The organism is Euhalothece natronophila Z-M001, assembly GCF_007904085.1.
GTDB lineage: Bacteria > Cyanobacteriota > Cyanobacteriia > Cyanobacteriales > Rubidibacteraceae > Halothece > Halothece natronophila.
This window is the reverse complement of record NZ_CP042326.1, coordinates 3,050,718-3,074,564: the sequence shown is the minus strand read 5'-3', so window position 1 is coordinate 3,074,564 and position 23,847 is coordinate 3,050,718. Positions and strand designations below refer to the sequence as shown.

The following is a 23,847-nucleotide window of genomic DNA, read 5'->3' as shown; positions in this document are numbered from 1 at the left end:
AATTAAAGTCCCGAAACATTACTCGGTGCATCTGTTCCTAGCGACTCTAGTTTAAACTGAATTTTGGACTTGAGATTTTCAAATTCTTTTCGTAAAAGTTGCTTACTCATTTGTGGGCTAGCATGGGAGTTTAAAGTTTGGCTAGATTTTGCCCAATCATGAAGTTTCTTGCGTTGGGCACTAGCAATTGTAGAAGTTAAGATATGGTCGCAAGTATCAGAGGATTCTAAGCCAAAAAATAAAATACGATAAAACCCTAGTTCCCCTAAAGACTTAGCGGTACGTTGACCCATGCTAGTTTTTAAGTCTAAATAGCAGGGTAACCAGCGGGTTCCATGCTTAGAATTATGTAAAGCTGTAATCCAAAGCACCATCGGGTGAGGCGATGGAATAAATAAAAACTGATTGTAACGGGTACTAAGTAAACGATTTTCAATGTCTTGTTTCTCTAACATTACCCATAAAGAAGGAAATGTTCCTTTAGAAGAGTTAATTAAACGCGGGAATACAATTTTTTGACGAGGTTTATCACTTGGCCAAGTTGCATTAAGATAATATTGATCATCACTGGCAGTGGCACTTTGAGTGGGACGAGTTCCCCCGTAATCACCAGAACCAGTACTCACTTCATCAAAAGATGACTGGCTTTGATCAATTTCTTTTTCAATTTCTGTAAAGCCTTCTAAGACATCCTCCATGGTTTGAGGACGTTTATCCCTCTCTTTGGCTAAACACTGCATAATTAAATTTTGCAGAGACTCAGGAATTCTTAGGTCTTCTCGAATGGGTTCAGGAAAATAATAGCGGTGTGCTTGATACCAAGCCCCAAAAGAGTTGTTCTCTGGTAAAACTGGCATTTCCCCAGTTAGCATTTCGTACATCATAACGCCCAAACTATAAATATCAGAGCGATTATCCAGTTCTTTCCCTTCCATCTGTTCAGGCGAACAATAAGCGAGAGTGCCTTGAAAAGAATGAGTTTGATCACTATTAGCTTGAATTAGTTTGGCAATCCCAAAGTCAAGAATTTTAACTAATTCTCCTAGAGTAGAGTCCTCAACAATCAGAATATTGCTAGGCTTAATATCACGGTGGATAATTGAACAAAGTTCACCCTTAAAATAAATCCCCTGATGAGCACATTGCAGTCCTAAACAAATTTGACGGGCAAGGCGTAAAAAACGTTTTAGGGAAAGGGGGCGATATTTAATTACCTCATTAAGCCCTTTTCCTTGTAGGAATTCCATGGCATAAAACGGGATATCGTATTCATCTACGCCATAGTCTCGCACTTGCACCACATGAATACTTTTTTCCCCTAGTAAGGCGCAAATGGTTGCTTCTTGTTCAAAACGATTCCGCCGTCTTTCATTTAGTACCGTTTGAGCAACAAATTTTATTGCAACCGTCAAGCCTCCAAGAACTGTATCTTCGGCCTGGTACACTTGTCCCATTGCGCCTTTTCCGACCAGTTTAATAATGCGATAACGGTTTGCGAGTAAACGACCCTCATTATGGTCTTCAGTCATTTTCCTGAGGTAATATTTTCATTAAACAATAAGAAACGTTAATAGAGAAAATTTTCTGGGTTGATCTCAATATATTAGTAAGGATTCTAGCTTAATTTTAATTCCCTTTTTGCTGATTTTGCTCAGGTTTTGATCACTACTTAGTTACCACTTGCTCCCAAAATTGTTGTTTCACTTACTTGTTACCAGTAACACGGGTTAACGTAGCTTCGAGGACAACTCCCATTTGATGTCCTTGGGTAAAACAACTACAGTAACGATAACTATTTTCAGTTTGTCGATCAAGGGTTTCAAAGCCTTGCCGACGTTTGCGGTCATTGAGTACCCAATATCTTTGGATAATTGTATTTGGCGTAATCCAGCCACTTCCCTCTAAAGTTCCTAATACATTATGCTTTAAGACAAAAGTGTATTGGGTTTGTTGTTCTCCTAAATATCCTTGATAGTTTAAGAGGAGTTCTTGAGTATCAAAAAAAAGATTTTTCCTATTAGTTGGAGAATCTTCAGGAAGGGTTAATTTAGTACTCCAAGTGAACCAATGAGGCTGATGCCAAAAAATACTAACTGTTCCTTTAACAGCAAATGGTGGCAAATTATGCTCACACAAGAAGCCGTTTAAGATCCATTGCGTCGGTTCAAGTAAAAAGGTATGTGTCACAGCAGAGAGAGAATTCTATAAAAAACGAGTGAGATCAAATTCTGTAATTTCCTCGGAGGTACCAAATCTTTCTTTGTTTAACAGTAATAACAGACGATCGCTGTAATCTACTGCTCCCCTTAATTCTTCTTCAAGAAGTTGCAAGCCACCATTGGCAGCTTGTTCTAAGATGGCAACTCTTTGGGTTTGGGCTTCCCAGTCGTAAGGGGATATAATGTGAGTGTTACCACTAAGCGCGATCGCGAGAAGTTTAATTGGCCAGTCATATCCTCTGGAAATGAAAATTTCTAAGCTAATTGGGGCAGGATCTTGACTAATTCCATTGTCTAGAGGAATCAGTTTTTGATATTTTCCACCATAGGCGGCGGCAAACATCACCACATCGGCATAAGTTTCAAATGTCCCTCGACTTTCCTTTCCCATAGTAAGGGCTTCTACTAAACTAGCTTGATCTTTGCTAATCCGAACTCGATGAACTGCCATCGCCACTTTCTCCCATCAATGTGTTTAATTTTAACGAAATTTACCCTCGTTTTCCTGTTAAGTAAGCCTCAGTGAGAGGATGTTGAGGAGAATTAAAAACGCGATCGCGCTCTCCAAATTCAATCAATTTCCCTGTTCCTTCCTGCACCCAAAATAATCCCACCTGATCGGCAATACGCTGGGCCTGTGCTAAATTATGAGTGACCACTACAAGGGTATAACTCCCTCGCAACTGAGTAATTAAGTCTTCTACCACTTCACTCGCCATCGGATCTAAGGCACTACAAGGTTCATCCATTAGTAACACTTCGGGTTTTAAAGCTAAAGCCCTTGCCAAACATAATCGCTGTTGTTGACCGCCTGATAGGGATAAAGCAGGAGACTGCAAGCGATCTTTCACTTCTTCCCATAACCCCACTTGTTGTAGCGTTGTTTCCACAATTTCATCAATTTGAGAGCGATTCCGCACCCCATGTTCTCGCAGGGGAAAGGTTAAATTTCGGATAATAGAAAGGGGAAAAGGGGTGGGTTTCTGGAATAACATCCCCACGCGGCGGCGCAATTCTAAAGGATCAAAGGTTTGAATATTGGACTGATTTAAATACACTTCTCCTTGTAATACTGCCTTGGGAATCATTTCCTGTAGGCGATTTAAGCAATTTAGAAAACTACTTTTTCCACAACCTGAAGGACCAATTAATGCTGTAATTTCTCCTGAATGGACAGTTAAATTCACCCCCTCAAAAGCACGTTCTTTCCCATAAGAAAGACTTAAATTATCTGTTAGCAACTGTGGTGGTTTTCTCATATATTTTCTCCTTAAATTCCACTGAGCCAACTGCGACGAAATTTCATAGCAAATGTAAATACTGCCACATTAATCACAATTAAAAGCATTACTAAAACCAACGCCGTCGCATACGCCTTTCCCTCTCCTCCTGGAACATTCATCGCCAGATCATAAATATGAATGGAGAGAGAACGCCCTGAATCAAAAACAGAATTGGGCATACGAGTCACATAACCACTGGTAAACATTAAAGCCGCCGTTTCCGCGATCGCGCGACCAATTCCTAACAATAATCCTGCTGCAATTCCAGGCATTGTCGCTGCCAATAAAATCTGTTTTAAAAGTGCCATCCGTGATAACCCCAAAGCTGCTCCTGCTTGACGATAATCATCAGAAACACTCTTTAATCCCTCTTGGGTTGACCGAATTAAAATGGGTAATACCATACAAGCCAAAGTTAAGCCACCAGCGAGAATAGAAAAGCCTAAGCCCAGTATTTGCGTAAAAAAAACATTCCCAAATAAGCCAAACACAATCGAAGGCGCACCCGCTAAAATATCCAAACTAATTCCCGTCAGTTGTCCAAACCAACTATCAGGCTTGACAAATTCAGTCAAAAAAATTGCTGTTCCCACTGCTAAGGGAATTGTTACCCCTAAACAAACCAAAAGAATCAGGAAAGTAGAAACAAATATCGGCAAAATTCCTCCTTCTCTTCCTGCATCTAAAGGCTCACTAGAGAAAAATTCCCAACTTAATTCTTGACTCCCTTGCCACGCCAAATCCCCGACAATCCAGAGAAAAACAGCGCTAATTACCAATACCACAACCCCCATAATTGTTATCGCCACCACTTCTGTCACATTTAATTTCTTTACCGCCATTGTTTCCTCACGATGATCATTAATCCTGCAATTACCATCATCAGCATTAAGCCACTAACAAATAACGCCGAACGATGGCTTGCCGTAGCGTATCCCATTTCTAAAGCAATATTGGCGGTTAAGGTTCGTACAGGTGCAAAAAGACTATTGGGAACTTGCACCACATTTCCAGCCACCATTAAAACCGCCATCGTTTCTCCTAAAGCCCGTCCAGTCGCCAAGATAATTCCTGCGATTACCCCTGACTTGCTAGCAGGTAAAACCACCCCCCAAATAATCCCCCATTGCCCTAATCCCAACGCCCTTGCACTCTGGAAATAGCTGGTAGGGACACTACTAAAACTCGAACTTGCCACTAAGGTTACCGTGGGCAAAATCATTAAACTTAAAATTAAAATCCCAGCAAGCAGACTCGAACCAGGCGGATGTAACTGATTAATTAGAGGCACTAGCACCACTAACCCCCAAAAGCCATAAACCACTGAGGGAATCCCTGCTAAAAGCTCAACTAAACGCCGATAGAGAATCGCAAGGAAGGGGGGAGCATAATAGTGAGAGAAAATTGCTGATAAAATTCCTGCAGGTGTTGCTAAAAGAATTGCCCCCAAACTGGTTAAAAGCGTTCCTAAAATCATGGGAACAAGATTATAGTTATTGCTAGTGGGATGCCAACTCTCATCAGTGAAAAAGCGCAGGATTCCTATCTCTTGTACCAGGGGGAGAGCTTCCCAAAGTAAAAAGCCACTCATCAAGACAATAATTGTTCCAGAAACCACTGTCATAAGACGCAGTAACCAGAGAATTAGAGATTCAATTTTGAATGGGAACGAAAAATTGTGCTTGGATAATGTCATTGACTTGAGAGGATTGAGCAAAGCTAATAAAGTCTTCGGTTAAGCCTGTGGGTTCACCATGAGTGACGAAGTTAAGGGGGCGTGACATGGGAAATTCCCCAGCACTGACTGTCTCAGAAGAGGCTTCTACACCATCAACAGTTAATAATGCTAGGTTGGTTCCATCTTCACGATGAAATTCGGCTGTACCAATGGAAACATAGCCAATTGCAGCAGGATTACCAGCCACGGATTGAATCCCTTGTTGGTTATCGCCAATAATTTGATCAGACTGAATCTGTTGACCATCAATGTCTAAAAATTCCAGAAATATCTCCAAAGTGGCGCGACCATCAGCTTTATTCACGACTGTAATGGGACGATCTTCTCCCCCCACTTCCTGCCAATTGTCAATTTCGCCAGTGTAAATCCCACTAATTTCTTCTTTCGTCAGAGAAGCAACAGGATTTTCGCCATGAACAATCATGGTGATACCGTCATTAGCAAGGGTGTGAGCGGTTAGATCGGATTCTTCTTCTGTTAGGGAACGAGATACCATGCCAATATCAACAACGCCAGAACGGGCATCAGCAATGCCTTGAGAAGTACCGCCTGTTTGGACATTGACTTGAACTTCTGGGTTAGCCTCTTCGTAGGCTTTAGCAATTTCTGAGGCAACAGGGGAAATGGTACTTGATCCAGTGAGGTTTAAAGTTTGCGTGGAATCATTATTCCCACAGGCGACTAAGCCTATCACAACAATTCCACAAGCAATTGGTTTTAGTTGCATTAACAGTCTCCAAAACAAAGTTGACAACAGCCTAAGTCAATGGCTTGCCCTGAAGAGGTGGGTTTAATGGTTGCGCCTAAAGAATAAAGCACTGCTTTGCCATCCCGTTGCGATTCCACTAATCCCACATCCCGTAAGACTTTTAAGTGATGAGAGAGTAAACTTTGTTCAATTTTTAGCTGGTGGTTAATCTCATTAACGTGCTTTGGGGAGTTCATCAGGGCTTCTAAAATTTTTAAGCGTGTAGCATCGGCTAATATCTTGAGTTTGCCAGCACAGACTTCTGGCGCGATCGTTGGTTGAGTCATATATGAATATAATTTGATATGAAATGCTATTCATATCAAAAGGCTAAGTTTTTCCTTTGTATCATAAAATTGTTTTCTTTCATCCTTAATTTTTCCTGAGAATCAAATATTTTTCCTCTTAAAAACGGCTTGCTGGAATTAACCTAGTAAGAATAATGAGGCTAAAATGGCTAAAAGAGCAACCCAAATAAACTGATTATCTTTAGTTTTAATTTCACTGGGATCAATGGGTTCTGGTTCAGGTAGTTTTCGCGGACGACGGGGTTTGGGGTTACCTGCAGGGCGAGAACCGATAGTTTTTTCTTTGTCTTCGGAAATTTGTGAGAGATCAGGAATTTTAGTAAGCCATTCTTCGGGACGTTTGAGAACTGGAGCTTGCAAAATATACAGGATTCGTTCACTTTGTTTGCGGATTTCTGGGGAGGGATGTTTAACTAAACTTTGACAAAGCGCGATCGCGCGTTCACTTTGATTAGCAGCTTGATAAGCATTGACTAACCAAATCCGAACTTCTCCTCCTTGTTTCGATTGAGGATTAATTAGCTGTTTTGCTTTTTCCAGTTCGTTAATGCTGGTTTGATACCGTCCTCTCTCTAAGGCAATTTTGCCTTTTTCATAAGCCTGCTTAAATTCCTCTTCCCGCTCACTCATTCCTGAAATTCACTTCCAATCTCTTGGCTTATCCTATCAAATTATCCTTTGGGGTGATTGTCTAAGCATTAACGCTACCATTGACTCTACCATTAAAGCCGTAAATTTCACGTTGACCCGCGATCGCGACTAATTCTACCTCTCGTTCATCTCCGGGTTCAAATCGAATCGCTGTTCCTGCTGGCAAATTTAAACGCATTCCTTTGGTGGCTTCGCGGTCAAATTGTAATGCCGAATTAACTTCATAAAAATGAAAATGTGAACCAACTTGAATGGGACGATCACCGCTATTGGCAACTGTCAGGGATAATAAAGAACGACCGGCATTGAGTTCAATTTCCCCATCCTGAATCTGCATTTCTCCTGGAATCATGATTAACTTTTTCTACTTGATATAGTGTTTCTTAGTTGGTGGATGTTATTAGTCATTGGTCATTAGTCATTAGTCATTGGTCATTAGTCATTGGTCATTAGTCATTAGTCATTAGTCATTAGTCATTGGTCATTGGTCATTAGTCATTGGTTTACAAACAACAAAGGACAAAGGACGAAGGACTAACAACAGTCATTGGTTTACAAACAACAAAGGACGAAGGACTAAAAACAAAGGACAAAATATTAAACAATGGGATTATGAACTGTCACTAATTTTGTTCCATCAGGAAATGTGGCTTCTACCTGCACTTCATCTACCATTTCAGGAATACCTTCCATCACATCTTCTCGTGAGAGTAACGTTTTGCCATAACTCATTAAATCAGCCACTGTCCGCCCTTCTCGCGCCCCTTCTAACAGGGCAGCAGAAATATAAGCAACCGCTTCAGGATAGTTCAGTTTTAAGCCTTTTTCCTTTCGTCTTTCTGCTAATAAGCCAACGGTAAAAATGGATAATTTATCTTTTTCTTGAGGTGAGAGTTGCATAGAAAACCCAATGAAAAAAAACTACAGTACAATTAAACCTGCCAAACCCGAGGCGTAACAGGCGCTACTTGTCCATTCCATTGACGGATTAACCGCCAAATATTAATAAACCAGTTTATCACCTCTGCACGGGAATTTCCTCGATAACGACATAACAACCCTGAGGTTAATTGTGTCGTTCCCGCTTCTCCTGTTGTCTCCATTTCTTGCCACAAGTTTCGCACTTGTGCGATCATTTCCTCAGACACAGGCTTTCCCACCCAGACCAACGTTCCTACCAAGGGATAGCCAGCTAATCCATGAGGACTGTTCCAAATTTCTGGACTTGCTGGTAAATAGGGGGAATCAACCCAAATTAATTGTTGATTTTGCCAAATTTCGGTGCGCGATCGCCACTCTCCTCGCAAGAATTTTTCCCCTCTTGCAGAACGACCAAACCGAAGAATATCCCAACCTAGATAACTCGCATTAGTGCCAAGATTAACTTGAATTTTTTGACGAGATTGCGCTCCCTCAAACAGGATGGTCTCTCGGGGAAGGTACTCTAAGCAAGCATCTTGATCAATATCTATTTCTGCTTGTTGAGTGACATTTAAGCCGTTACTGCGATATACTTTACTAGCCGCAGCAGTAGTAATCACTGCATGAGTTTTAGGCTGTAATTGAATAGATTGAGAAAGCTGATCTCCCCCCACCATTCCCCCTGCTGTATGAAGAATGGTAGTATAACAAATAGTTTTTGTTTGGGGATAAAATGGGCGTTGAAGTTTATAGGGAGCTTGAGCGTAAGTGGCGACAGGTTTGGTTCGATCATTACAAAATTGATAAGTGAGTTTGACCCAACCACACCAGGAAGAAGAAGTTTCCAGCATTGAAATTAAGTTACTAGGTTTTTTGCCTCATTAATCATAGTCTAGGAAACTTTGGTAAGTTATGATAAATGTTCATTTTTGGGAACTCATAGCTGGATTTTTGGGTCAGTATTAGAGTTATTGGGGTGCGGTGACACTTTTTTCCAAGCAATTGGGAATATAAAAACCAAAGTATAGTTATCAAGTATGACTGATAAAAAAGTAGCATTAATTACAGGAATTACGGGTCAAGATGGCTCTTATTTAAGTGAACTCCTATTAAGCAAAGGTTATGAAGTTCATGGCATTATCCGCCGTACTTCCACTTTTAATACAGATCGCATTGATCACGTTTATGTTGATCCTCACCAAGAGGATGCAGAGTTATTTCTCCATTATGGGGATTTAACCGATGGCACTACCCTAAGACGACTTTTAGAAGCAATCAAACCAGTTGAGATTTATAATCTGGGGGCGCAGTCTCATGTGCGAGTAAGTTTTGATTCTCCAGAATATACGGTAGATACTGTTGCTATGGGGACATTACGGCTTTTAGAGGCAATCCGTGATTATCAACATCGTACAGGGGTGCAGGTGAGATTTTATCAAGCTGGTTCCTCGGAAATGTTCGGGAAGGTGCAAGAAATTCCCCAAAAGGAAACCACGCCCTTTTATCCTCGTAGCCCTTATGCTTGTGCCAAAGTGTATTCTCACTGGCAAACGGTGAATTATCGCGAATCTTATGATCTGTTTGCTTGTAATGGGATTTTGTTTAATCATGAGAGTCCACGACGAGGAGAAACCTTTGTTACTCGGAAAATTACTCGCGCGATCGCGCGTATCATTGCTAATCAACAAAAGTTCCTCTACATGGGGAATCTTGATGCAAAACGAGACTGGGGCTATGCCAAGGATTATGTGCAAGCCATGTGGCTAATGTTACAACAAGATCAACCCGATGATTATGTGGTCGCCACTGGAGAAACCCATTCCGTGCGAGAATTTCTGGAACTCGCCTTTGGTTATGTGGATTTAAACTGGGAAGATTACGTTCGCTTTGATGAACGGTATTTGCGTCCTGCGGAAGTGGAACTTCTCATCGGTGATCCCGCCAAAACCAAAAAACAACTCAATTGGCAACCTTCCGTAAATTTTGAAGAATTAGTAATGTTGATGGTGGATGCAGACTTAGAAGCGCTAGGGCTGACTCCTCCTGAAACAGAAGGGCGTAAACGAGTGAAAGACAACGCCTATATTCGACAAAATGTTGGCTCTATGTCTTATTAAGTGATACCCTCCTCACCAAAACGTGGGTGGGGATTTTTTTTGAAGGAAGGAAGATTATGCTTGATTTAAGTAATAAACGGATTGTTGTCACCGGTGGGGCTGGTTTTTTAGGTCGTCAAGTAATTGAGCAATTGGTGCAAGCTGGGGCGCAACGAGAGAAAATTTCCGTGCCGCGATCGCGCGATCAAGACCTCCGCAACCTCCAAACTTGCCAAAATGTTTCCCAACAGCAAGATATTATTATTCATCTCGCTGCCCATGTCGGAGGAATTGGCTTAAACCGCGAAAAACCTGCCGAACTCTTCTACGATAACCTAATGATGGGAACTCAACTCATTCACGCCGCCTATGAAGCAGGTGTGGAAAAATTTGTTTGTGTAGGCACCATTTGCGCCTATCCCAAATTTACCCCCGTTCCCTTCCAAGAAGATGATCTCTGGAATGGTTATCCCGAAGAAACTAACGCCCCCTATGGTATCGCCAAAAAAGCCCTACTCGTCCAACTACAAGCCTATCGACAGCAATATGGGTTTAATGGCATCTATTTACTGCCAGTGAATCTTTATGGCCCCGAAGACAATTTTAATCCTGAAAGCTCTCATGTTATTCCCGCCCTCATTCGCAAAGTTCACGAAGCCCAACAAAAAGGAGAAAAAACCCTACCAGTTTGGGGAGATGGCAGCCCCACCCGAGAATTTCTTTACTCCACCGACGCGGCTCGTGGTATTGTCATGGCAACCCAAAGTTATGATGATCCCGACCCAGTGAACTTAGGAACTAACGAAGAAATCTCCATTAAACATCTAGTGGAACTAATCTGTGAGCTTATGAACTTTGACGGCGAAATTATCTGGGAAACCGATAAACCTAACGGTCAACCCCGACGCTGTTTAGATACACAACGAGCAAAAGAACGATTTGGTTTTACCGCCCAAACCCAATTGAAACAGGGTTTAAAAAATACCATTGACTGGTATCGGGCTAACGCTGACTAAAAGAATTTGAGAAACAGATACCCTCATCTGGGCTGATTGTTGTATCGTTAATTAGAAGAAAATGTTAAAGATAAGTAAAGAATGATTGTTAGTCTCTTAAGTTTAGCAACTGCGATCACAGAAATTACTCCTTTCTGGTTAGTCGCAACTGCCGAAGAAGAAAGCGCAGAACCAGAAGGCTCAATTATCCTTGCTGGCGTTTTACTCAGTTTAGTTGCCATTTATATTGCTAGTAAAATTGGCGGAGAACTCTGTTCTCGGATTAACTTGCCTCCCGTTTTAGGAGAATTAGTTGGGGGTGTTGTCATTGGAACATCAGTGCTAGGGTTACTCGTCTTTCCTGAAGCAGGAGCAACGGCGGAAGATTCTCTGATTATGGCTTTTCTCGAACAAACCACTGCCTTAGAACCAGGAACTGCTGAAGCAGTTTTTGAAGCTCAAGGGGAAGTCATCACGGTTCTCTCGGAATTGGGAGTGGTGATTTTACTGTTTGAAATTGGCTTAGAATCAGACTTAAAAGAACTGCTACGAGTGGGACCCCAAGCGGCTGCCGTCGCCATTACTGGTGTTGTCGCGCCTTTTGTGGGAGGAACGGCTGGTCTGTATTATGGTTTTGGTGTACCGGCTATTCCTGCAATTTTTGCTGGTGCTGCCCTCACTGCAACAAGCATTGGGATTACAGCAAAAGTTTTAGCCGAATTAGGACAACTGAACTCTAAAGAAGGACAGATTATTATTGGCGCAGCGGTAATTGATGATGTACTAGGGATTATTATCCTAGCAGTGGTTGCCAGCTTAATTAAAACCGGTAACATTGAGATTACAAATATTCTTTACCTCGTCGTGAGTGCCGCTGCGTTTCTAGTAGGAACGATTATTATTGGGCGTTTTATCAGTCCCTTTCTCGTAGGCATGGTTAACGAAATGAAAACCCGTGGCGAATTATTATTAACGGCTCTGGTTTTTGCCTTTGCCCTTGCTTATGTTGCCACCGCCATTGAGTTAGAAGCAATTTTAGGCGCATTTGCGGCTGGATTAGTGTTAGCAGAAACAGAAAAACGGAAAGAATTAGAGGAACAGGTCGTTCCAGTTGCCGATATTTTAGTTCCAGTTTTCTTTGTTTGTGTTGGGGCAAGAACGGACTTAGGAGTATTAAATCCTGCTGTTCCTAGTAACCGTGAGGGCTTAATTTTAGCCGCGTTTCTGATTGTAGTGGCAATTATTGGTAAAACAATCGCAGGCTATACCATCTTTGGTGCTTCGGAAATTAATAAACTTGCTATTGGCGTGGGCATGGTTCCTCGTGGTGAAGTTGGTTTAGTCTTTGCTGGCGTTGGTTCTGCTAGCGGGGCACTTTCCCCATCAACGGAAGCAGCGATTATTGTTATGGTGATTCTCACAACATTTATTGCACCACCTTTTCTGCGAGTAGTGTTTCCAGAACCTTCCGAAGCAGAAGCGTCTAAACAGGAGGGAACATGAAATAAAAAATTTTTAGCTGTGTTGGGATAAACTGATCTGTTAATGGTTAACGGTTATGCTATATTCCCGAATAAATTGATTCTTATGGGGCAAACTTGTGTGTGAGGAGAAAGACTCGTGAAACTGCATTGGTTATTAATAGGTTCTTTAGTGGCAACTGGGCTAGCAACAGGTCCTGCACAAGCCGGAGGAAGACTCGCCTCTTGGCAATTTAATGAAAATCAAAATCGGCTCACTTTTCGTACGGCTGAGGGAGTACAACCAAGAGCGCAATTGGTTTCTGATCCCACGCGACTCGTTATTGACTTACCTGATACCAGTCGCGGTGATGTAGTAACCAATCAAATGGTTGGGGACGTTTTTAAGGAAGTGCGAGTAGGTCAATTTGATGAAAATACTACTCGCTTGGTTGTGGAATTAGAAGAGGGTTATACCCTTGATCCCAGTGAAATTAGAGTGCAAGGGGAAAATCCACAAGAATGGTCAGTTCAATTACCCTCTCCCCAACGTCAGGAACAAGAAGAGGAAGTGGCTCAACAACCCAGTTCTCCTCCTAGTGGTGGTGGGCAGTCAGCAAGCGAATTTAGTCACCCCAATTTCCGTGTCACGAGCAGTGGATTATTACTACGCTTAGATAGCCCGCCATCAGGAGATATTGAGGTTGAGCGTAGTGATGATGGGGAACGGGTTTCTTTTCGTGTACCAGATATCTCATTGCCTTCGGAATTACCCCGAGCGCTTCCTGTAGATAACTATGGCGTGAGTTATGCTGAGTTTAATTCTGACGGAAATGATGCTGAAATTATTCTCCATATCAATGAGGATTCTCCTGATTGGCAAGCCTTTCCTAATACCAGTGGTAATGGCGCAGTGGTTATGCTGCCACAGGGTGGCATGGGTACTGCGAGACAGTTATCTAGTCCCGCAATTCCAGGGTGGGTAGAAGATGAGATTAATCAGTCGCAGATTACCACGGTGGAAGCTGTGGAGTTAGTAGATGATCAGTTGCAGGTACGGGCTGATGGCGCATTAACCGCAACGGGAGAATGGGATCAAGCCAGTGGCATTTATGAAATGACAATTCCCAACGCGAAACTTGCTGATCCAGTAAATGGTCCTGAGTTAGAACGAGGCAGTCCCATTTCTCAAATTCGTGTTCGTGAAGAAGATGATGATCAAGTTGTGGTGCAAATCGAAGCTGCCTCTGGGGTTCAAATTGAAGATCAAATTAATCAGCCTAGTGAAAATCTGGTTGCAATTGGCTGGCGACGGGGACAAGGGCAAGCTGGCACAGGAGGAGATCCAACCCCACAACATCAATCAATTGATGTGCCACAACCGCAGCAAAGAGAAACCCCTAGACCCAGTCCTGCTGGTGATCGCAAAGATCAGCCTCTGATTGTCATTGATCCGGGACATGGAGGGCGAGATCCCGGCGCGATCGGTATTGGAGGCATACAGGAAAAATGGATCGCGTTATCAATTTCTCTTCATCTTCGGGATATTTTGGAGGAAAAAGGAGTTAGAGTTCACACCTTACGGGAAGATGATCGCTATATTAGCCTCTCAGGACGTGCCGAAATGGCCAATCGAGTCAATGGTGATTTCTTTGTTAGTATTCATTCCAATGCCATTAGCATGAGTCGCCCAGATGTAAATGGGGTGGAAACCTATTATCACTCTCAAGGTCGGGGTTTAGCTGCATCAATTCAGCGCAGTATTTTGAGTAAGATCAATATGCGCGATCGCGGCGTGAGACAAGCTAATTTTTATGTCCTCCGTAATTCTTCTATGCCATCAGTTTTAGTGGAAGCTGGATTTGTCACGGGTCGAGAAGATGCCCCCCGTCTAGCTGATGATGACTTCCGCAAGCAAATGGCTGAGGCGATCGCGGAAGGAATTATACGATACGTTCAATAAAATTGAGTAATACTATGAAAACTGGCAATTAATTGAAGAAGAGGGACTAATTTGTTGACCAACAACGACTCGCAGCCGAATCCAAAACCCCTAACCGCTCAACACCCGATTGGCGTGTTTGATAGTGGCTTAGGGGGCTTAACTGTTTTACGAGAACTTTATCGGCAACTGCCACAAGAATCTATCCTCTATTTTGCTGATACGGCTCGCCTTCCTTATGGAAATCGCTCTTACAATGAGTTAGTGCAATTTGTGCGTGAAATTATCTCTTGGATGGTAGAACAAGGGGTAAAAATGGTCATTATGGCCTGCAATACCTGTTCTGCTCTTGCTCTAGATACCGTTCGCTCTGAATTTAATATTCCCATTCTAGGGGTGATTCTGCCAGGGGCAAGGGGGGCAATTGAAATGGGAAAGCGGATTGGAGTCATTGCGACTCCAGCAACCGCCACTAGTAATGCTTATCGTCAAGCCATTCTCGAAATTAACAATGCGGTGAAAGTTTGGCAGGTAAGCTGTCCTGAGTTTGTTCCCCTAATTGAACAAAACCGACTCAATGATCCTTATGTGCGACAAGTTGCTGAAGGCTATTTAGCCTCTTTACAAGAAAAGCAAATTGATACGCTCATTTATGGATGTACCCATTACCCTTATTTAGCCCCAATATTAAAGGATTTACTGCCACCAACAGTACGCTTTATTGATCCAGCACAATATGTAGTGAAAGCCATTGAACAAGAACTAGAGTTGATGGGCTTACAACATTTAGGCTATGCTAACCCTACTCGCTTTTGTGTTAGTGGTGATGCTGAAGAATTTGCCCAGCGTTCTCGTCATTGGTTGGGTTGTACTCCTACAGTAGAGTCAATTTGTTTACCAACATTTGAGCAACCAGAGATGTCTTTGTATGGGGAAGAAAGTTCATCAAAACTTTACAAGAATTGAATAAAACTGAGGCATAATGAGATTGATTATCACCTTGGGTTTAGTATCCGATGATACGATATAAAATTTTTGCTCATCTTAGTGAGCCTTCTGCTTGGACAATTGATTTACTAACCTCAGAACTTAGCTTTAGTAGCCTACTTGTTGGTACTTTAATTGCCTTTGGTTTAGGCGGTTTTCACGCCCTTTCCCCAGGTCATGGTAAAACTCTTGCTACTGCCTATCTAGTCGGATCACAGGCAACGCCTCGCCAAGCCGTTTTATTGGGATTGACAACGACAGTTTCTCACACCTTAGGGGTTTTTATTTTAGGTCTTGTGGCACTATTTGCCTCCAAATACGTCCTATCAGAGCAGTTATATCCGCTAATTACGGTTGTCAGCGGCGTGATTATTATTGGTGTGGGAGTCAATCTAGTAAGAAAGAGGCTAAAACGACACTCTCATGATCATCATCATCACCATCATGAAGTCAAAAATGCTTCCCTGCTCAAAGTAGGAATTGCAGGAGGGTTAATTCCCTGTCCCTCCGCACTGGTATTATTATTAGCAGCGGTGGCGTTACATCGCATTGGTTATGGCTTAGTGTTGGTGGGAGGATTTAGTCTTGGTTTAGCGTTTGTTTTAATGACTTTAGGCTTAATTGCTGTTTACACCCGAGATTGGTTAGAGGGCTTACCAAAAATGAACCAAGTTTTAGAAACCCTCTCAATTTCCAGCGCAATTCTTGTCGTTCTCCTCGGCATCGTTTTAACATTGACATCAACCACGTATGTTTTATAAAGAAGGCACTATGAAGACTATTACCCAGCAATTTCAAAAAACTCTTAAACTTAAGCGATTTCTAGCAATTGTTGTTTTACTTTTCAGTTTTTTCCTATTTGCTCAACCTGCCTCTGCTCACCTGGTTGAAACTCGCTATAATCCTAAAGATAATTCTCTAGAAATTCAAGCACTCTTTAGTACAGGAGAATTATTTGATGGGGCTGATGTGGTTATTCATCCCCCTAGTAACTCTAATTATCTTGAAATTCATGGGTTTACTGATGAAGATGGGAAATTTGTTTTCCATCCCGATTATTCGATTCCTGGAGTTTGGTCAGTGGAAATTGGCGATGAAGACTATAGTAATCACTGGGATATGATAACAGTTCCAGTAACAGAACGTGATATTCAAATTGATGAAATTAGTCACGTTGATCTCGATATTCCTGATCATCACCATTACAACTTTGCCAGTCAAATTGCTGTCGGCGCGATCGCGCTTACCTGTGGCATTTGTGTTCAATTATTTCGAGGAAAACTTAAGTTTTAACGTTTTAAGAGTTTTTCCCACTGACGCTGTACCCAAGCAATGGGATTTTTGTCCAATTCTTGATAATTTAATAGCCCCAATTGTCGTAACTGTTGTTGTTGTTGCGACAATTCTTTTTGTGCCTTTCCTAATTCCACAACAATTAGCTCATACAAGTGAGGTTGCTCTTTTAATAAACTACTAAAGCCATATTTATTAATTGCAAATAAAGTGCTTTCTTCTCTCGCTCGTACAGTAACTGTACGCCTAATTCCTAACATTAGGGAAAGTTCTCCCACAAAATCTCCAACCTTCAGAACCGTTGGAGTTTGCTTTAATTTTTCCACATAATACTCAACTGATCCAGATAAAATAATATAAAATGTATCCCCAGGATCCCCCTCTCGATATAAAATATCCCCTGCTTGTAATCGTTTCCTATAACCAATTTCAATTAGTTTTTTCAGCTCAATTTCCGAACAATTTTGAAAATAATTAATATTTCTTAATAAATTACGTAGTGCCACAGGGCGAGAAGGAGTAATACTTTCAGAAAAATGAGGAAAATCAGCACTTGGGGTTTCTTGATCATTTTTCTCAGTGGATAAAGTTTCTGTTTGAGTTGGCAATTGCGCTGGATACCAAACGCCCAGACGAGGTGTTGCGAGCCTAATCCCATGTTGTTTAAGATTAGACTCAATTAAGAATCTCAAAGAACTTTCTGTAATATGTTTTTTATCCACTTCTTCAACCCAAACCCAAAGTTGAAAATTTAATCCGTATTCCCCAAAACCAGTAAAATAAACACAAGCTGATTGATCACCAGAAACCGTATCTTCCATATAAGCAGATTCTAAAAGGATTTCCACGACCAAAACTGTATCACTTTCATGGGGAACATTCACTTCTACCATTGCCCAGCCTTGGGGCTTATGGTAAGTCCAATTAATAACTTGTGCTCCTACCAAAACATGATTCGGCACAATAATATAACGACCCAGAAGCGTTTTAATTATCGTTGATCGCAGAGAAATTTCATCCACATATCCCTTCATTCCATCCCATTCAATAAAATCCCCAGCTTTAATTTTTTGTTCAAATAAGATCGTTAAACCACTGGTAAAATTTTTCGCAACCTCCTGTAGTCCAAAGCCAATGCCAAGACCAACGCCACCAGCTAAAACGGTAAACGAATCAAGATTAATCCCAATTGCCTGTAAGATGCTTACAAAAAGAAATGCACCGCCACTATAGCTAATAATAATTGAAATGGCTTCTCTTGTCCCTAAAGGAATCCCAATTTTTGGTAATAATTGATTCCGTAAGAAACGTTTGAGAATAATAGTTATCCCTAAGGTAGCAATAATGACTGCCGCAAATTGAATCAGGACTTCTAGAGGAATATTAGGCATTATGCAAAGATTTCAACCATCAAAAAATAAGGGGGGCAATGCCCACCCTAAAATTCATGTAACTAATTGTAATTAATTTTGTTAAATTTGGCGTGAAGCCATTTTCTCAACGTTGGCTTGCGTTTCTTGTAAAAGTTGCTCACGACTATCTCGCGCTTGCGTGAGACTCGGAACTAAATTACGAGCTTGTAAAGTCATGTGCAGTTGAAGTTCAGCAACGTAATCACGGACTTGCTCTTGTGCGGTAGTTTGTGCTTGTTTAGATTCCCAGTTCAAGATATTCTCCTCTCTATCAGTTCCAAATCCAACAGTATTCTCACCTCATAGAAGGTAGCATCTTCTGGCAAAAATGTGTGATCGGTTGTTGTAAAGTTTAATTTTTCTTTAAATATCCAAGTTTAAGTTTAAGTCTGATTCGCAAACAAAGTAAGTAATCCTATAGGATAGTCTTTGTTTGCTCTCTCGTTGCAGTGTAAAGAAGCGACAATCTTGATCAATGTTGACATCCTCTCCCGTCAAACTCTACGCACTATGACGGGAGATTCCTAGCCTTGCGACTAGGTTTCCTGTCTCAGGCTCTTGACTAGACGAAGTTGCCTCCATCCCCGTCAGATCGACGGGGCTTATAAAGGGCGGAACTAAATTCCGCCCACAGCCCCTTGCCTCCACAGGCATTTTGTTTATTCTCTAACCCCTGCCCGAGGTCGGAGAGTCCTTTAGGTCTGCTTTCCAATGCGCGGGAAACCCGCGCTTGGGTCAGACCTCTATTTCTAATCACTTCGGCACTCACCACATCTCTTGAAGCAATGTAACCGCATTCAGGGCAATGATGAACTCTCACATCTAGAGTCTTTTTACCTGTATTCGCTCCACATTGGCTACATTCTTGAGAGGTGCCATCTTTGTCAACTTTGGCAAAGTAAACATCACGTTTCCAACAAACCCATTGAAGGATGTTTACAAACTGACCAAAGCCAGCATCCGCAGCGTATTTGGATAACATTCCTCGTTGCCACGAACGGAAATTGATGTCTTCGACAAAGATCATTCCTGCTTCATCGCATAATTGATGAGCAAGTTTGAAGTGCCAATCTTTACGAGTGTCAGAGATGCGTTGGTGAACTCTAGCTATCTTTCTGTTAAGTTTATGGCGGTTATTTGACCCTTTCTTTTTGTTCTTAAGCCTTCGTTGCAGTAATTTTAACTTGCGTTGAAGGGACTTTAAGAACCGAGGTCGTTTCACTTCTAAACCATCGGAGGTAGCAACAAATTTATCGAAACCTAAGTCTAACCCTCTTGGGTGTCCATGAGGGAAGGGTTGAGGAACATCCACATCTAGTTGAAGGGATAACATGACGAAATAACCAGAGGCTTTTCTGATCACTCTTGCTTGTTTTACCTTAAATCCTTCTGGGATATCTCTGGACTTTCTAAACGTAACCCAACCTAATTGAGGTAATTTAACTTGATTTCCTTGTAATACCTCTCCCTTGAGCTGAGGAATCAGATAAGACCTTAAACGATACTTGTTCTTAAATCTAGGAAAACCGAACCCTCTAGATTTCATGTTAGAGAAAGCCCGATCTAATGTTCTCAAGACTTGTTGAAGCACTTGGGCATTAACTGATTTAAGGCGTTCGCTATTTTTCTTCGCCTCAGTTAGAGCCTTTGCTTGCCTTGAATAACTTGGATAAGGCTCATCAGCAGGAATCAGATATTCCTTTTCAATTGAACAAGCGTTGACAGGACATTTTCGAGAGTTGATCCAATCCTTTCTTTCTCTTAAAGCATAATTCCAAACCGTTCGGCAAACACCCAGGGTCTGCTCGATCATGCTAATTTGGAGTTGGTTTGGTTCTAACTTATACTCGTAAGAAAGGGTAAGCATTGGATTTTGAACTTTAATAATTCCAGTTTAACCGTTTATACACAATTTACAACTCGTGTAACGATCTTCTGACGGAGTTTTTTGGCGCAATTCATGAGGGGCTGTGGGGCGAATCGCATTCGCCCCCTTGAAAGCCCCATCTACCCGCCCGCGCCTGACTGCTATAACGGGGCAGGGCAAAGCGTGAGCATCCTCTTGCGCTACTTAGATAGACAATGGGAGTAAACTACGCTGACTAATACATAAGTTTAGTTGGGGTAGTTCACGATAGTTTTAGCTGCTCAAGTTGCTAAATCATTTTAATTCCTACAGAATTAAGACCCTCGTAAAGGGTAAAATTTAAGGAAAAGTTATTAATAGAGAAGGAAGTGTTAATCATGGAACAATCAACAGAAACTCAAGAAAAACAAACTCAAAGCGAGATTAACCCTGAAACGGGAGGTGAACTTGCTCCGGCAAGTAGTCAGCCAGAATGGCAACAGCAACTGCAACCAGTAGTGGATGTCATCTCCAAACTTCCTAACTACATTGGGCAATTTTTCGCGGATTATCAGCAACCTCTGCTCGTCATTTTACTCTTTATTGTTGCCTTTATTACCGTTAAGGTTACATTTGCTGTTCTCGGTGCAATTAACGGCATTCCCTTATTATCGCCAATTTTTGAACTGGTAGGGCTAGGTTATACAGGCTGGTTTATTTATCGCTACCTGCTACGGGCTTCCACTCGTCAGGAACTATTCTCAGAATTTAATAACCTGAAAGCGCAAGTAGTTGGCAATAACGCAAATAAATCTTAACTTCAGCTTTCTAATAAGCAACTCCCTCGTAACTTGCTCATCAGTTGGTGCGAGGGAGTTTTTTGATCACTAAGCCACTGCTATATAACGTTGAGCAATTATATCAGGGACTTCTTCAGGTTTAATCCCAACATAGCGAGATTTATCTTGTTGCATTACTAAACAAGGACCTTTTTTGCATTTTCCCATACAGCCAGTAGGTTTAACCTGAACGCGATCGCGCAGTTCATGTTTTGCCACCGTTTCTTTTGCCGCCTGATAAACTGCCTTCCCACCACGTTTACAGCAAGAAGACTTTTGACACACTAAAATACTTTCCTTCTTCTTCTCTTTTTTCGGTTTAGCTTTGACCTTTCCTTCCAATAAGGGAGACTGTGGAGAACTTGCTAAAGTCGGGTGAGAATCAATGGTTTTGATTTTTCTTTTTCGTTTGCCCTTTTTGGGTTTGTAAGTTTCCTTTCCAGAAACAGTTATCCAGCTGCCCACCTCTAAATGATTTTGCATGATTAGTGGACGCAAGGCTTTACTAATTTTAAGTAGTTGTTCCCCTTCTGCTGTTGCCAAGCGCATATATTTGGGCTTTGATGTTGATTTCCCCACTGTATTGAGAAACCGCCCTTCTAAGACAAACTTCCTTACCTCTTTTTTACTGCCACTCACGTCAGTCTCCGTTAGCTAAAATGCAAATAATTCTCAACTTATTACTTCTAGGATGACAAAATAGAGAAAGATTTGCAAGAAGTAGAAACACTCAATCCTTTCAACGGCTAAAATGTAAGGAAGCCTTGCTAACTAACCATAAAAACTTTATAGTATGACTGCTCAAGTATCATCAGACGTTCCCTCCTGTGAAGTAACTCACCCTTCACAATCCGAAAAACTCAGCCAATATTTAGAAACTGTACTTCCCGTTGAAAAAGCTCAACGAATGGCAGAATTTTTTAGTTTTTTAGGAGATCCCAATCGCCTAAGAATCTTATCATTACTGGCAAAACAGGAACTCTGTGTCTGTGACCTAGCAGCAAGTTTGAACATGAGTGAATCAGCTGTGTCTCACCAATTGCGAAACTTACGCACGATGCGTCTTGTGGGATATCAGAAGCGAGGTCGGAAAGTCTTTTATCATCTTGCTGACCATCATGTTCTAGAGTTATATCAAGCCGTTGCTGACCACTTAGATGGTAAATGTAGTTAGGTAATCACTGGCTTAAAAATAGTTTGGCAGTTTTTCCCAACGGAGACGCATATTCCTCATGCATTCCCAAAGAACCGGGAAGATGGACAGTTTCAATATTGGGAAGTCCTTTCAAAGACTCCATTTCTGCTTTTGATTTCGGCGGAGAATCCTCCCCAATAATAATTTTCATCGGAATATTCAAAGAACGAGCCACATTAAGAAATTCTTCGTGATTACTCATGGGATCTAACGCTCCCGTAACAAACGCTGCTGGTGCGTGTCGCGCCCCTGATTTTTGGGTTATCTCATGTTTTTGCGCCATAAACTCAGGCGTTAGTCGTTCTGGGTTCGTATAAACGTGGCGACGATACATAAACTCTAAAAATTGAGGGGTTGTATTTAGGGCATAGAGAGTTTGACCAAGCCCAGGTGAGCGCACTAAATTTTTAATCCCTGCTGCCACTGGCGAAGGAAGCCCCATCGCTCTTAATGGCCCTTTCCAAGTGGGGGCAATTAGTACCATTTTTGAGCATAAAGAGGGAAACCGATGAGCTACTTGCATCGCGTATCCTGCAGCATGACCCGCGGCTACGACGGAAATGGGTTGCTCAAACTGACTTTGGATAAAATCTTTGGCAAGTTCTTCATACAGCGATCGCGCATAGTTTAGATTCGGACGATCTGACTCACCAAACCCAAGCCAGTCGAGAGTAACTACCTGAAAATCAGAAGCGAGAACCTCTGCTATCCCCAACATTTCCTCACGGGTAGAAACGGTGCTAAAAGCTGGAAGCAATAAAACAGGAGACCCTTCTCCTCTAACATCATAAGCAATGCGAAAGTCACGACCCTGATACTGCCACTGATAAAATTGAGTGGAATAAGAAAACGTTTTAACCATAAAAACAACTGTAAGACGTTACTCTTTAGTTGTAACAACTCAGTTCCGAAATTAGTAACATCCTTATGGATCGGATTTTGAAAAAAGGGGAAGGATGGCGATTGGGCTGGAATCCTTATGAAACCCAATATAAGGGATTAGTAGGAACAGACAACTGGGCATTTGAACTGACAGAATCAGAATTTGTGGATTTTTGCCGCCTCTTATTGCAACTGGCTAAAACCATGGCAGAGATGAAAAACGAGTTAATGGACGAAGAAAGAATTGCTTGTGAAGCTGAATCTGATACGCTTTGGCTAGAAGCAGAAGGCTATCCCGATAACTTCTCGATCAGACTTATTTTACAGACTTCTCGACGTGCGGAAGGAAACTGGTCAGAAAATGCCGTAAAAGAGTTAATTACTGCAGTGAAAACTTTTTCTCCCTAATAGAGTTGCAATTTTTTTCAAAATCAGTTACTATAACAGACTGTGAATAGTTCGGGGCGTAGCGCAGCTTGGTAGCGCACCACTTTGGGGTAGTGGGGGTCGTGGGTTCAAATCCCGCCGCTCCGATTTTTATTAGCTAGAGGCTCGAAAAACACGAATAGTAAAGGGATAGAAATAAAAATTTCCCTTTTTAGTTTTCACAGCTGCGGTTAGAGCAAAGGCTAAACTGAAAAGCATCATTAAAATAGAAACAATGCGTTGTGTTTGATTAATTCCCCTTGTCAAAAGCGCGATCGCGCCAATAGAATCTTCCACATCTGCTCCAAACATGGCTAAATAAATAAAAAATCCAATGATGCCGACGGTAAATAAAACAATGCTATACAAAACTACAGTAATTTGAAAATTGAGAGCTTCTCTGCCTTGAAAATCAATATATTCTGAGTTTTCTCGCTTGAATAACCAAATTAGCGTCGGAATAACCACATTCACTAAAGGTAAGGGAAACTGCAACCAATAAAGAGGAATCCACACTAACCCTGCTAAATGGCAAGTCATTGCCCACTTTACTTCTTCCTCGGAGATATTAGTCAAAATGACTCCTTTCTTGAAGATCATCAACTA

The 23,847-nt window shown here is 41.7% G+C and carries 28 protein-coding genes and 1 tRNA gene; 11 read left to right on the top strand and 18 right to left on the bottom strand.

What is annotated here, in order from left to right; genetic code table 11:
- Nucleotides 1-2: 2 nt before the first annotated feature.
- The 12 genes from FRE64_RS15150 to FRE64_RS15095 form a co-directional block, all read right to left on the bottom strand.
- A complete protein-coding gene (locus FRE64_RS15150) occupies nucleotides 3-1,529 on the bottom strand; it encodes a serine/threonine-protein kinase (protein ID WP_146296998.1) in 1,527 nt (508 codons plus the stop codon).
- 175 nt (nucleotides 1,530-1,704) lie between these two features.
- Entirely contained in the window at nucleotides 1,705-2,187 is a 483-nt protein-coding gene (locus FRE64_RS15145) for a hypothetical protein (protein WP_146296997.1), read from the bottom strand.
- A gap of 15 nt (nucleotides 2,188-2,202) precedes the next feature.
- Nucleotides 2,203-2,670 carry a DNA phosphorothioation-associated protein 4 gene (locus FRE64_RS15140; RefSeq protein ID WP_146296996.1) on the bottom strand — a complete coding sequence of 156 codons (468 nt, stop codon included), beginning with the start codon at nucleotides 2,668-2,670 and terminating at the stop codon, nucleotides 2,203-2,205.
- A gap of 40 nt (nucleotides 2,671-2,710) precedes the next feature.
- On the bottom strand, nucleotides 2,711-3,478 hold the full coding sequence (locus FRE64_RS15135; protein ID WP_146296995.1) for a phosphate ABC transporter ATP-binding protein: 768 nt from the start codon (nucleotides 3,476-3,478) through the stop codon (nucleotides 2,711-2,713).
- Nucleotides 3,479-3,489: 11 nt separating this feature from the next.
- Nucleotides 3,490-4,344 (bottom strand): phosphate ABC transporter permease PstA, encoded by an 855-nt coding sequence (gene pstA / locus FRE64_RS15130; protein WP_146296994.1) that lies wholly within the window; start codon nucleotides 4,342-4,344, stop codon nucleotides 3,490-3,492.
- Nucleotides 4,335-5,126, bottom strand: coding sequence for a phosphate ABC transporter permease subunit PstC (gene pstC / locus FRE64_RS15125; protein ID WP_246140336.1), 792 nt, complete (start codon nucleotides 5,124-5,126; stop codon nucleotides 4,335-4,337). The genes pstA and pstC overlap by 10 nt, the downstream gene beginning before the upstream one ends.
- A gap of 28 nt (nucleotides 5,127-5,154) precedes the next feature.
- Nucleotides 5,155-5,967, bottom strand: a complete 813-nt coding sequence (locus tag FRE64_RS15120) for a phosphate ABC transporter substrate-binding protein (protein WP_146296992.1) — start codon at nucleotides 5,965-5,967, stop codon at nucleotides 5,155-5,157.
- The gene (locus FRE64_RS15115) at nucleotides 5,967-6,275 is read right to left on the bottom strand and encodes an ArsR/SmtB family transcription factor (protein WP_146296991.1); all 309 of its coding nucleotides are present in this window, start codon (nucleotides 6,273-6,275) and stop codon (nucleotides 5,967-5,969) included. The genes FRE64_RS15120 and FRE64_RS15115 overlap by 1 nt, the downstream gene beginning before the upstream one ends.
- A gap of 138 nt (nucleotides 6,276-6,413) precedes the next feature.
- Nucleotides 6,414-6,926, bottom strand: coding sequence for an outer membrane protein assembly factor BamD (gene bamD / locus FRE64_RS15110; protein WP_146296990.1), 513 nt, complete (start codon nucleotides 6,924-6,926; stop codon nucleotides 6,414-6,416).
- Nucleotides 6,927-6,987: 61 nt separating this feature from the next.
- On the bottom strand, nucleotides 6,988-7,299 hold the full coding sequence (locus tag FRE64_RS15105; RefSeq protein ID WP_146296989.1) for an urease subunit beta: 312 nt from the start codon (nucleotides 7,297-7,299) through the stop codon (nucleotides 6,988-6,990).
- Nucleotides 7,300-7,544: 245 nt separating this feature from the next.
- The gene (gene ureA / locus FRE64_RS15100; RefSeq protein WP_146296988.1) at nucleotides 7,545-7,847 is read right to left on the bottom strand and encodes an urease subunit gamma; all 303 of its coding nucleotides are present in this window, start codon (nucleotides 7,845-7,847) and stop codon (nucleotides 7,545-7,547) included.
- 32 nt (nucleotides 7,848-7,879) lie between these two features.
- Nucleotides 7,880-8,719, bottom strand: a complete 840-nt coding sequence (locus tag FRE64_RS15095) for an urease accessory protein UreD (protein ID WP_146296987.1) — start codon at nucleotides 8,717-8,719, stop codon at nucleotides 7,880-7,882.
- Nucleotides 8,720-8,905: 186 nt separating this feature from the next.
- Here FRE64_RS15095 and gmd point away from each other — a divergent pair, with 186 nt between their 5' ends.
- From gmd to FRE64_RS15060, 7 genes are all read left to right on the top strand, one after another.
- Nucleotides 8,906-9,985, top strand: coding sequence for a GDP-mannose 4,6-dehydratase (gmd, locus tag FRE64_RS15090; protein WP_146296986.1), 1,080 nt, complete (start codon nucleotides 8,906-8,908; stop codon nucleotides 9,983-9,985).
- A gap of 56 nt (nucleotides 9,986-10,041) precedes the next feature.
- Nucleotides 10,042-10,980: a GDP-L-fucose synthase family protein gene (locus tag FRE64_RS15085; protein WP_146296985.1), complete on the top strand. Its 939-nt coding sequence runs from the start codon at nucleotides 10,042-10,044 to the stop codon at nucleotides 10,978-10,980.
- 81 nt (nucleotides 10,981-11,061) lie between these two features.
- Nucleotides 11,062-12,462 (top strand): cation:proton antiporter, encoded by a 1,401-nt coding sequence (locus FRE64_RS15080; protein WP_146296984.1) that lies wholly within the window; start codon nucleotides 11,062-11,064, stop codon nucleotides 12,460-12,462.
- Between the two features lie 117 nt (nucleotides 12,463-12,579).
- Nucleotides 12,580-14,382: an N-acetylmuramoyl-L-alanine amidase gene (locus tag FRE64_RS15075; protein ID WP_146296983.1), complete on the top strand. Its 1,803-nt coding sequence runs from the start codon at nucleotides 12,580-12,582 to the stop codon at nucleotides 14,380-14,382.
- Nucleotides 14,383-14,436: 54 nt separating this feature from the next.
- Complete coding sequence (murI, locus tag FRE64_RS15070) at nucleotides 14,437-15,327, top strand: glutamate racemase (RefSeq protein ID WP_146296982.1); 891 nt, start codon at nucleotides 14,437-14,439, stop codon at nucleotides 15,325-15,327.
- A 50-nt stretch (nucleotides 15,328-15,377) separates the two neighbouring features.
- Entirely contained in the window at nucleotides 15,378-16,109 is a 732-nt protein-coding gene (locus FRE64_RS15065) for a nickel/cobalt transporter (protein WP_146296981.1), read from the top strand.
- A gap of 10 nt (nucleotides 16,110-16,119) precedes the next feature.
- A complete protein-coding gene (locus tag FRE64_RS15060) occupies nucleotides 16,120-16,641 on the top strand; it encodes a hypothetical protein (RefSeq protein ID WP_146296980.1) in 522 nt (173 codons plus the stop codon).
- On the opposite strand, the gene FRE64_RS15055 is transcribed toward FRE64_RS15060, so the two are convergent.
- From FRE64_RS15055 to FRE64_RS15045, 3 genes are all read right to left on the bottom strand, one after another.
- Nucleotides 16,638-18,032 carry a mechanosensitive ion channel domain-containing protein gene (locus FRE64_RS15055; protein WP_146296979.1) on the bottom strand — a complete coding sequence of 465 codons (1,395 nt, stop codon included), beginning with the start codon at nucleotides 18,030-18,032 and terminating at the stop codon, nucleotides 16,638-16,640. The genes FRE64_RS15060 and FRE64_RS15055 overlap by 4 nt on opposite strands.
- 81 nt (nucleotides 18,033-18,113) lie before the next feature.
- Nucleotides 18,114-18,308, bottom strand: a complete 195-nt coding sequence (locus FRE64_RS15050) for a hypothetical protein (protein WP_146296978.1) — start codon at nucleotides 18,306-18,308, stop codon at nucleotides 18,114-18,116.
- A gap of 307 nt (nucleotides 18,309-18,615) precedes the next feature.
- Nucleotides 18,616-19,920: an RNA-guided endonuclease InsQ/TnpB family protein gene (locus FRE64_RS15045; protein ID WP_246140335.1), complete on the bottom strand. Its 1,305-nt coding sequence runs from the start codon at nucleotides 19,918-19,920 to the stop codon at nucleotides 18,616-18,618.
- 377 nt (nucleotides 19,921-20,297) lie between these two features.
- On the opposite strand from FRE64_RS15045, the gene FRE64_RS15040 reads away from it, so the two are divergent.
- On the top strand, nucleotides 20,298-20,717 hold the full coding sequence (locus tag FRE64_RS15040; RefSeq protein ID WP_146296977.1) for a CAAD domain-containing protein: 420 nt from the start codon (nucleotides 20,298-20,300) through the stop codon (nucleotides 20,715-20,717).
- A 69-nt stretch (nucleotides 20,718-20,786) separates the two neighbouring features.
- On the opposite strand, the gene FRE64_RS15035 is transcribed toward FRE64_RS15040, so the two are convergent.
- Entirely contained in the window at nucleotides 20,787-21,377 is a 591-nt protein-coding gene (locus FRE64_RS15035) for a (2Fe-2S) ferredoxin domain-containing protein (RefSeq protein WP_146296976.1), read from the bottom strand.
- 154 nt (nucleotides 21,378-21,531) lie between these two features.
- Here FRE64_RS15035 and FRE64_RS15030 point away from each other — a divergent pair, with 154 nt between their 5' ends.
- On the top strand, nucleotides 21,532-21,912 hold the full coding sequence (locus tag FRE64_RS15030; protein WP_146296975.1) for an ArsR/SmtB family transcription factor: 381 nt from the start codon (nucleotides 21,532-21,534) through the stop codon (nucleotides 21,910-21,912).
- Nucleotides 21,913-21,916: 4 nt separating this feature from the next.
- On the opposite strand, the gene FRE64_RS15025 is transcribed toward FRE64_RS15030, so the two are convergent.
- A complete protein-coding gene (locus FRE64_RS15025; RefSeq protein ID WP_146296974.1) occupies nucleotides 21,917-22,795 on the bottom strand; it encodes an alpha/beta hydrolase in 879 nt (292 codons plus the stop codon).
- A 65-nt stretch (nucleotides 22,796-22,860) separates the two neighbouring features.
- On the opposite strand from FRE64_RS15025, the gene FRE64_RS15020 reads away from it, so the two are divergent.
- Both FRE64_RS15020 and FRE64_RS15015 read left to right on the top strand, forming a co-directional pair.
- The gene (locus tag FRE64_RS15020; RefSeq protein WP_146296973.1) at nucleotides 22,861-23,223 is read left to right on the top strand and encodes a DUF1818 family protein; all 363 of its coding nucleotides are present in this window, start codon (nucleotides 22,861-22,863) and stop codon (nucleotides 23,221-23,223) included.
- Nucleotides 23,224-23,275: 52 nt separating this feature from the next.
- A tRNA-Pro gene (locus FRE64_RS15015) sits at nucleotides 23,276-23,349 on the top strand.
- A gap of 6 nt (nucleotides 23,350-23,355) precedes the next feature.
- Here the strand turns inward: FRE64_RS15015 and FRE64_RS15010 are convergent.
- Nucleotides 23,356-23,817: a DUF4870 domain-containing protein gene (locus tag FRE64_RS15010; protein WP_186708874.1), complete on the bottom strand. Its 462-nt coding sequence runs from the start codon at nucleotides 23,815-23,817 to the stop codon at nucleotides 23,356-23,358.
- Nucleotides 23,818-23,847: the final 30 nt, after the last annotated feature.

Excerpts from the sequence above, each read along its gene's own strand:
- FRE64_RS15065 (WP_146296981.1), top strand. The coding sequence starts at position 15,378 with ATGATACGATATAAAATTTTTGCTCATCTTAGTGAGCCTTCTGCTTGG.
- FRE64_RS15055 (WP_146296979.1), bottom strand. The coding sequence starts at position 18,032 with ATGCCTAATATTCCTCTAGAAGTCCTGATTCAATTTGCGGCAGTCATT.
- FRE64_RS15045 (WP_246140335.1), bottom strand. The coding sequence starts at position 19,920 with ATGCTTACCCTTTCTTACGAGTATAAGTTAGAACCAAACCAACTCCAA.
- FRE64_RS15115 (WP_146296991.1), bottom strand. The coding sequence starts at position 6,275 with ATGACTCAACCAACGATCGCGCCAGAAGTCTGTGCTGGCAAACTCAAG.
- FRE64_RS15030 (WP_146296975.1), top strand. The coding sequence starts at position 21,532 with ATGACTGCTCAAGTATCATCAGACGTTCCCTCCTGTGAAGTAACTCAC.
- FRE64_RS15120 (WP_146296992.1), bottom strand. The coding sequence starts at position 5,967 with ATGCAACTAAAACCAATTGCTTGTGGAATTGTTGTGATAGGCTTAGTC.
- pstA (WP_146296994.1), bottom strand. The coding sequence starts at position 4,344 with ATGGCGGTAAAGAAATTAAATGTGACAGAAGTGGTGGCGATAACAATT.
- FRE64_RS15150 (WP_146296998.1), bottom strand. The coding sequence starts at position 1,529 with ATGACTGAAGACCATAATGAGGGTCGTTTACTCGCAAACCGTTATCGC.
- FRE64_RS15040 (WP_146296977.1), top strand. The coding sequence starts at position 20,298 with ATGGAACAATCAACAGAAACTCAAGAAAAACAAACTCAAAGCGAGATT.
- pstC (WP_246140336.1), bottom strand. The coding sequence starts at position 5,126 with ATGACAGTGGTTTCTGGAACAATTATTGTCTTGATGAGTGGCTTTTTA.
- ureA (WP_146296988.1), bottom strand. The coding sequence starts at position 7,847 with ATGCAACTCTCACCTCAAGAAAAAGATAAATTATCCATTTTTACCGTT.
- FRE64_RS15060 (WP_146296980.1), top strand. The coding sequence starts at position 16,120 with ATGAAGACTATTACCCAGCAATTTCAAAAAACTCTTAAACTTAAGCGA.
- FRE64_RS15080 (WP_146296984.1), top strand. The coding sequence starts at position 11,062 with ATGATTGTTAGTCTCTTAAGTTTAGCAACTGCGATCACAGAAATTACT.
- FRE64_RS15095 (WP_146296987.1), bottom strand. The coding sequence starts at position 8,719 with ATGCTGGAAACTTCTTCTTCCTGGTGTGGTTGGGTCAAACTCACTTAT.
- FRE64_RS15020 (WP_146296973.1), top strand. The coding sequence starts at position 22,861 with ATGGATCGGATTTTGAAAAAAGGGGAAGGATGGCGATTGGGCTGGAAT.
- FRE64_RS15025 (WP_146296974.1), bottom strand. The coding sequence starts at position 22,795 with ATGGTTAAAACGTTTTCTTATTCCACTCAATTTTATCAGTGGCAGTAT.
- FRE64_RS15105 (WP_146296989.1), bottom strand. The coding sequence starts at position 7,299 with ATGATTCCAGGAGAAATGCAGATTCAGGATGGGGAAATTGAACTCAAT.
- bamD (WP_146296990.1), bottom strand. The coding sequence starts at position 6,926 with ATGAGTGAGCGGGAAGAGGAATTTAAGCAGGCTTATGAAAAAGGCAAA.
- FRE64_RS15140 (WP_146296996.1), bottom strand. The coding sequence starts at position 2,670 with ATGGCAGTTCATCGAGTTCGGATTAGCAAAGATCAAGCTAGTTTAGTA.
- gmd (WP_146296986.1), top strand. The coding sequence starts at position 8,906 with ATGACTGATAAAAAAGTAGCATTAATTACAGGAATTACGGGTCAAGAT.
- FRE64_RS15085 (WP_146296985.1), top strand. The coding sequence starts at position 10,042 with ATGCTTGATTTAAGTAATAAACGGATTGTTGTCACCGGTGGGGCTGGT.
- FRE64_RS15135 (WP_146296995.1), bottom strand. The coding sequence starts at position 3,478 with ATGAGAAAACCACCACAGTTGCTAACAGATAATTTAAGTCTTTCTTAT.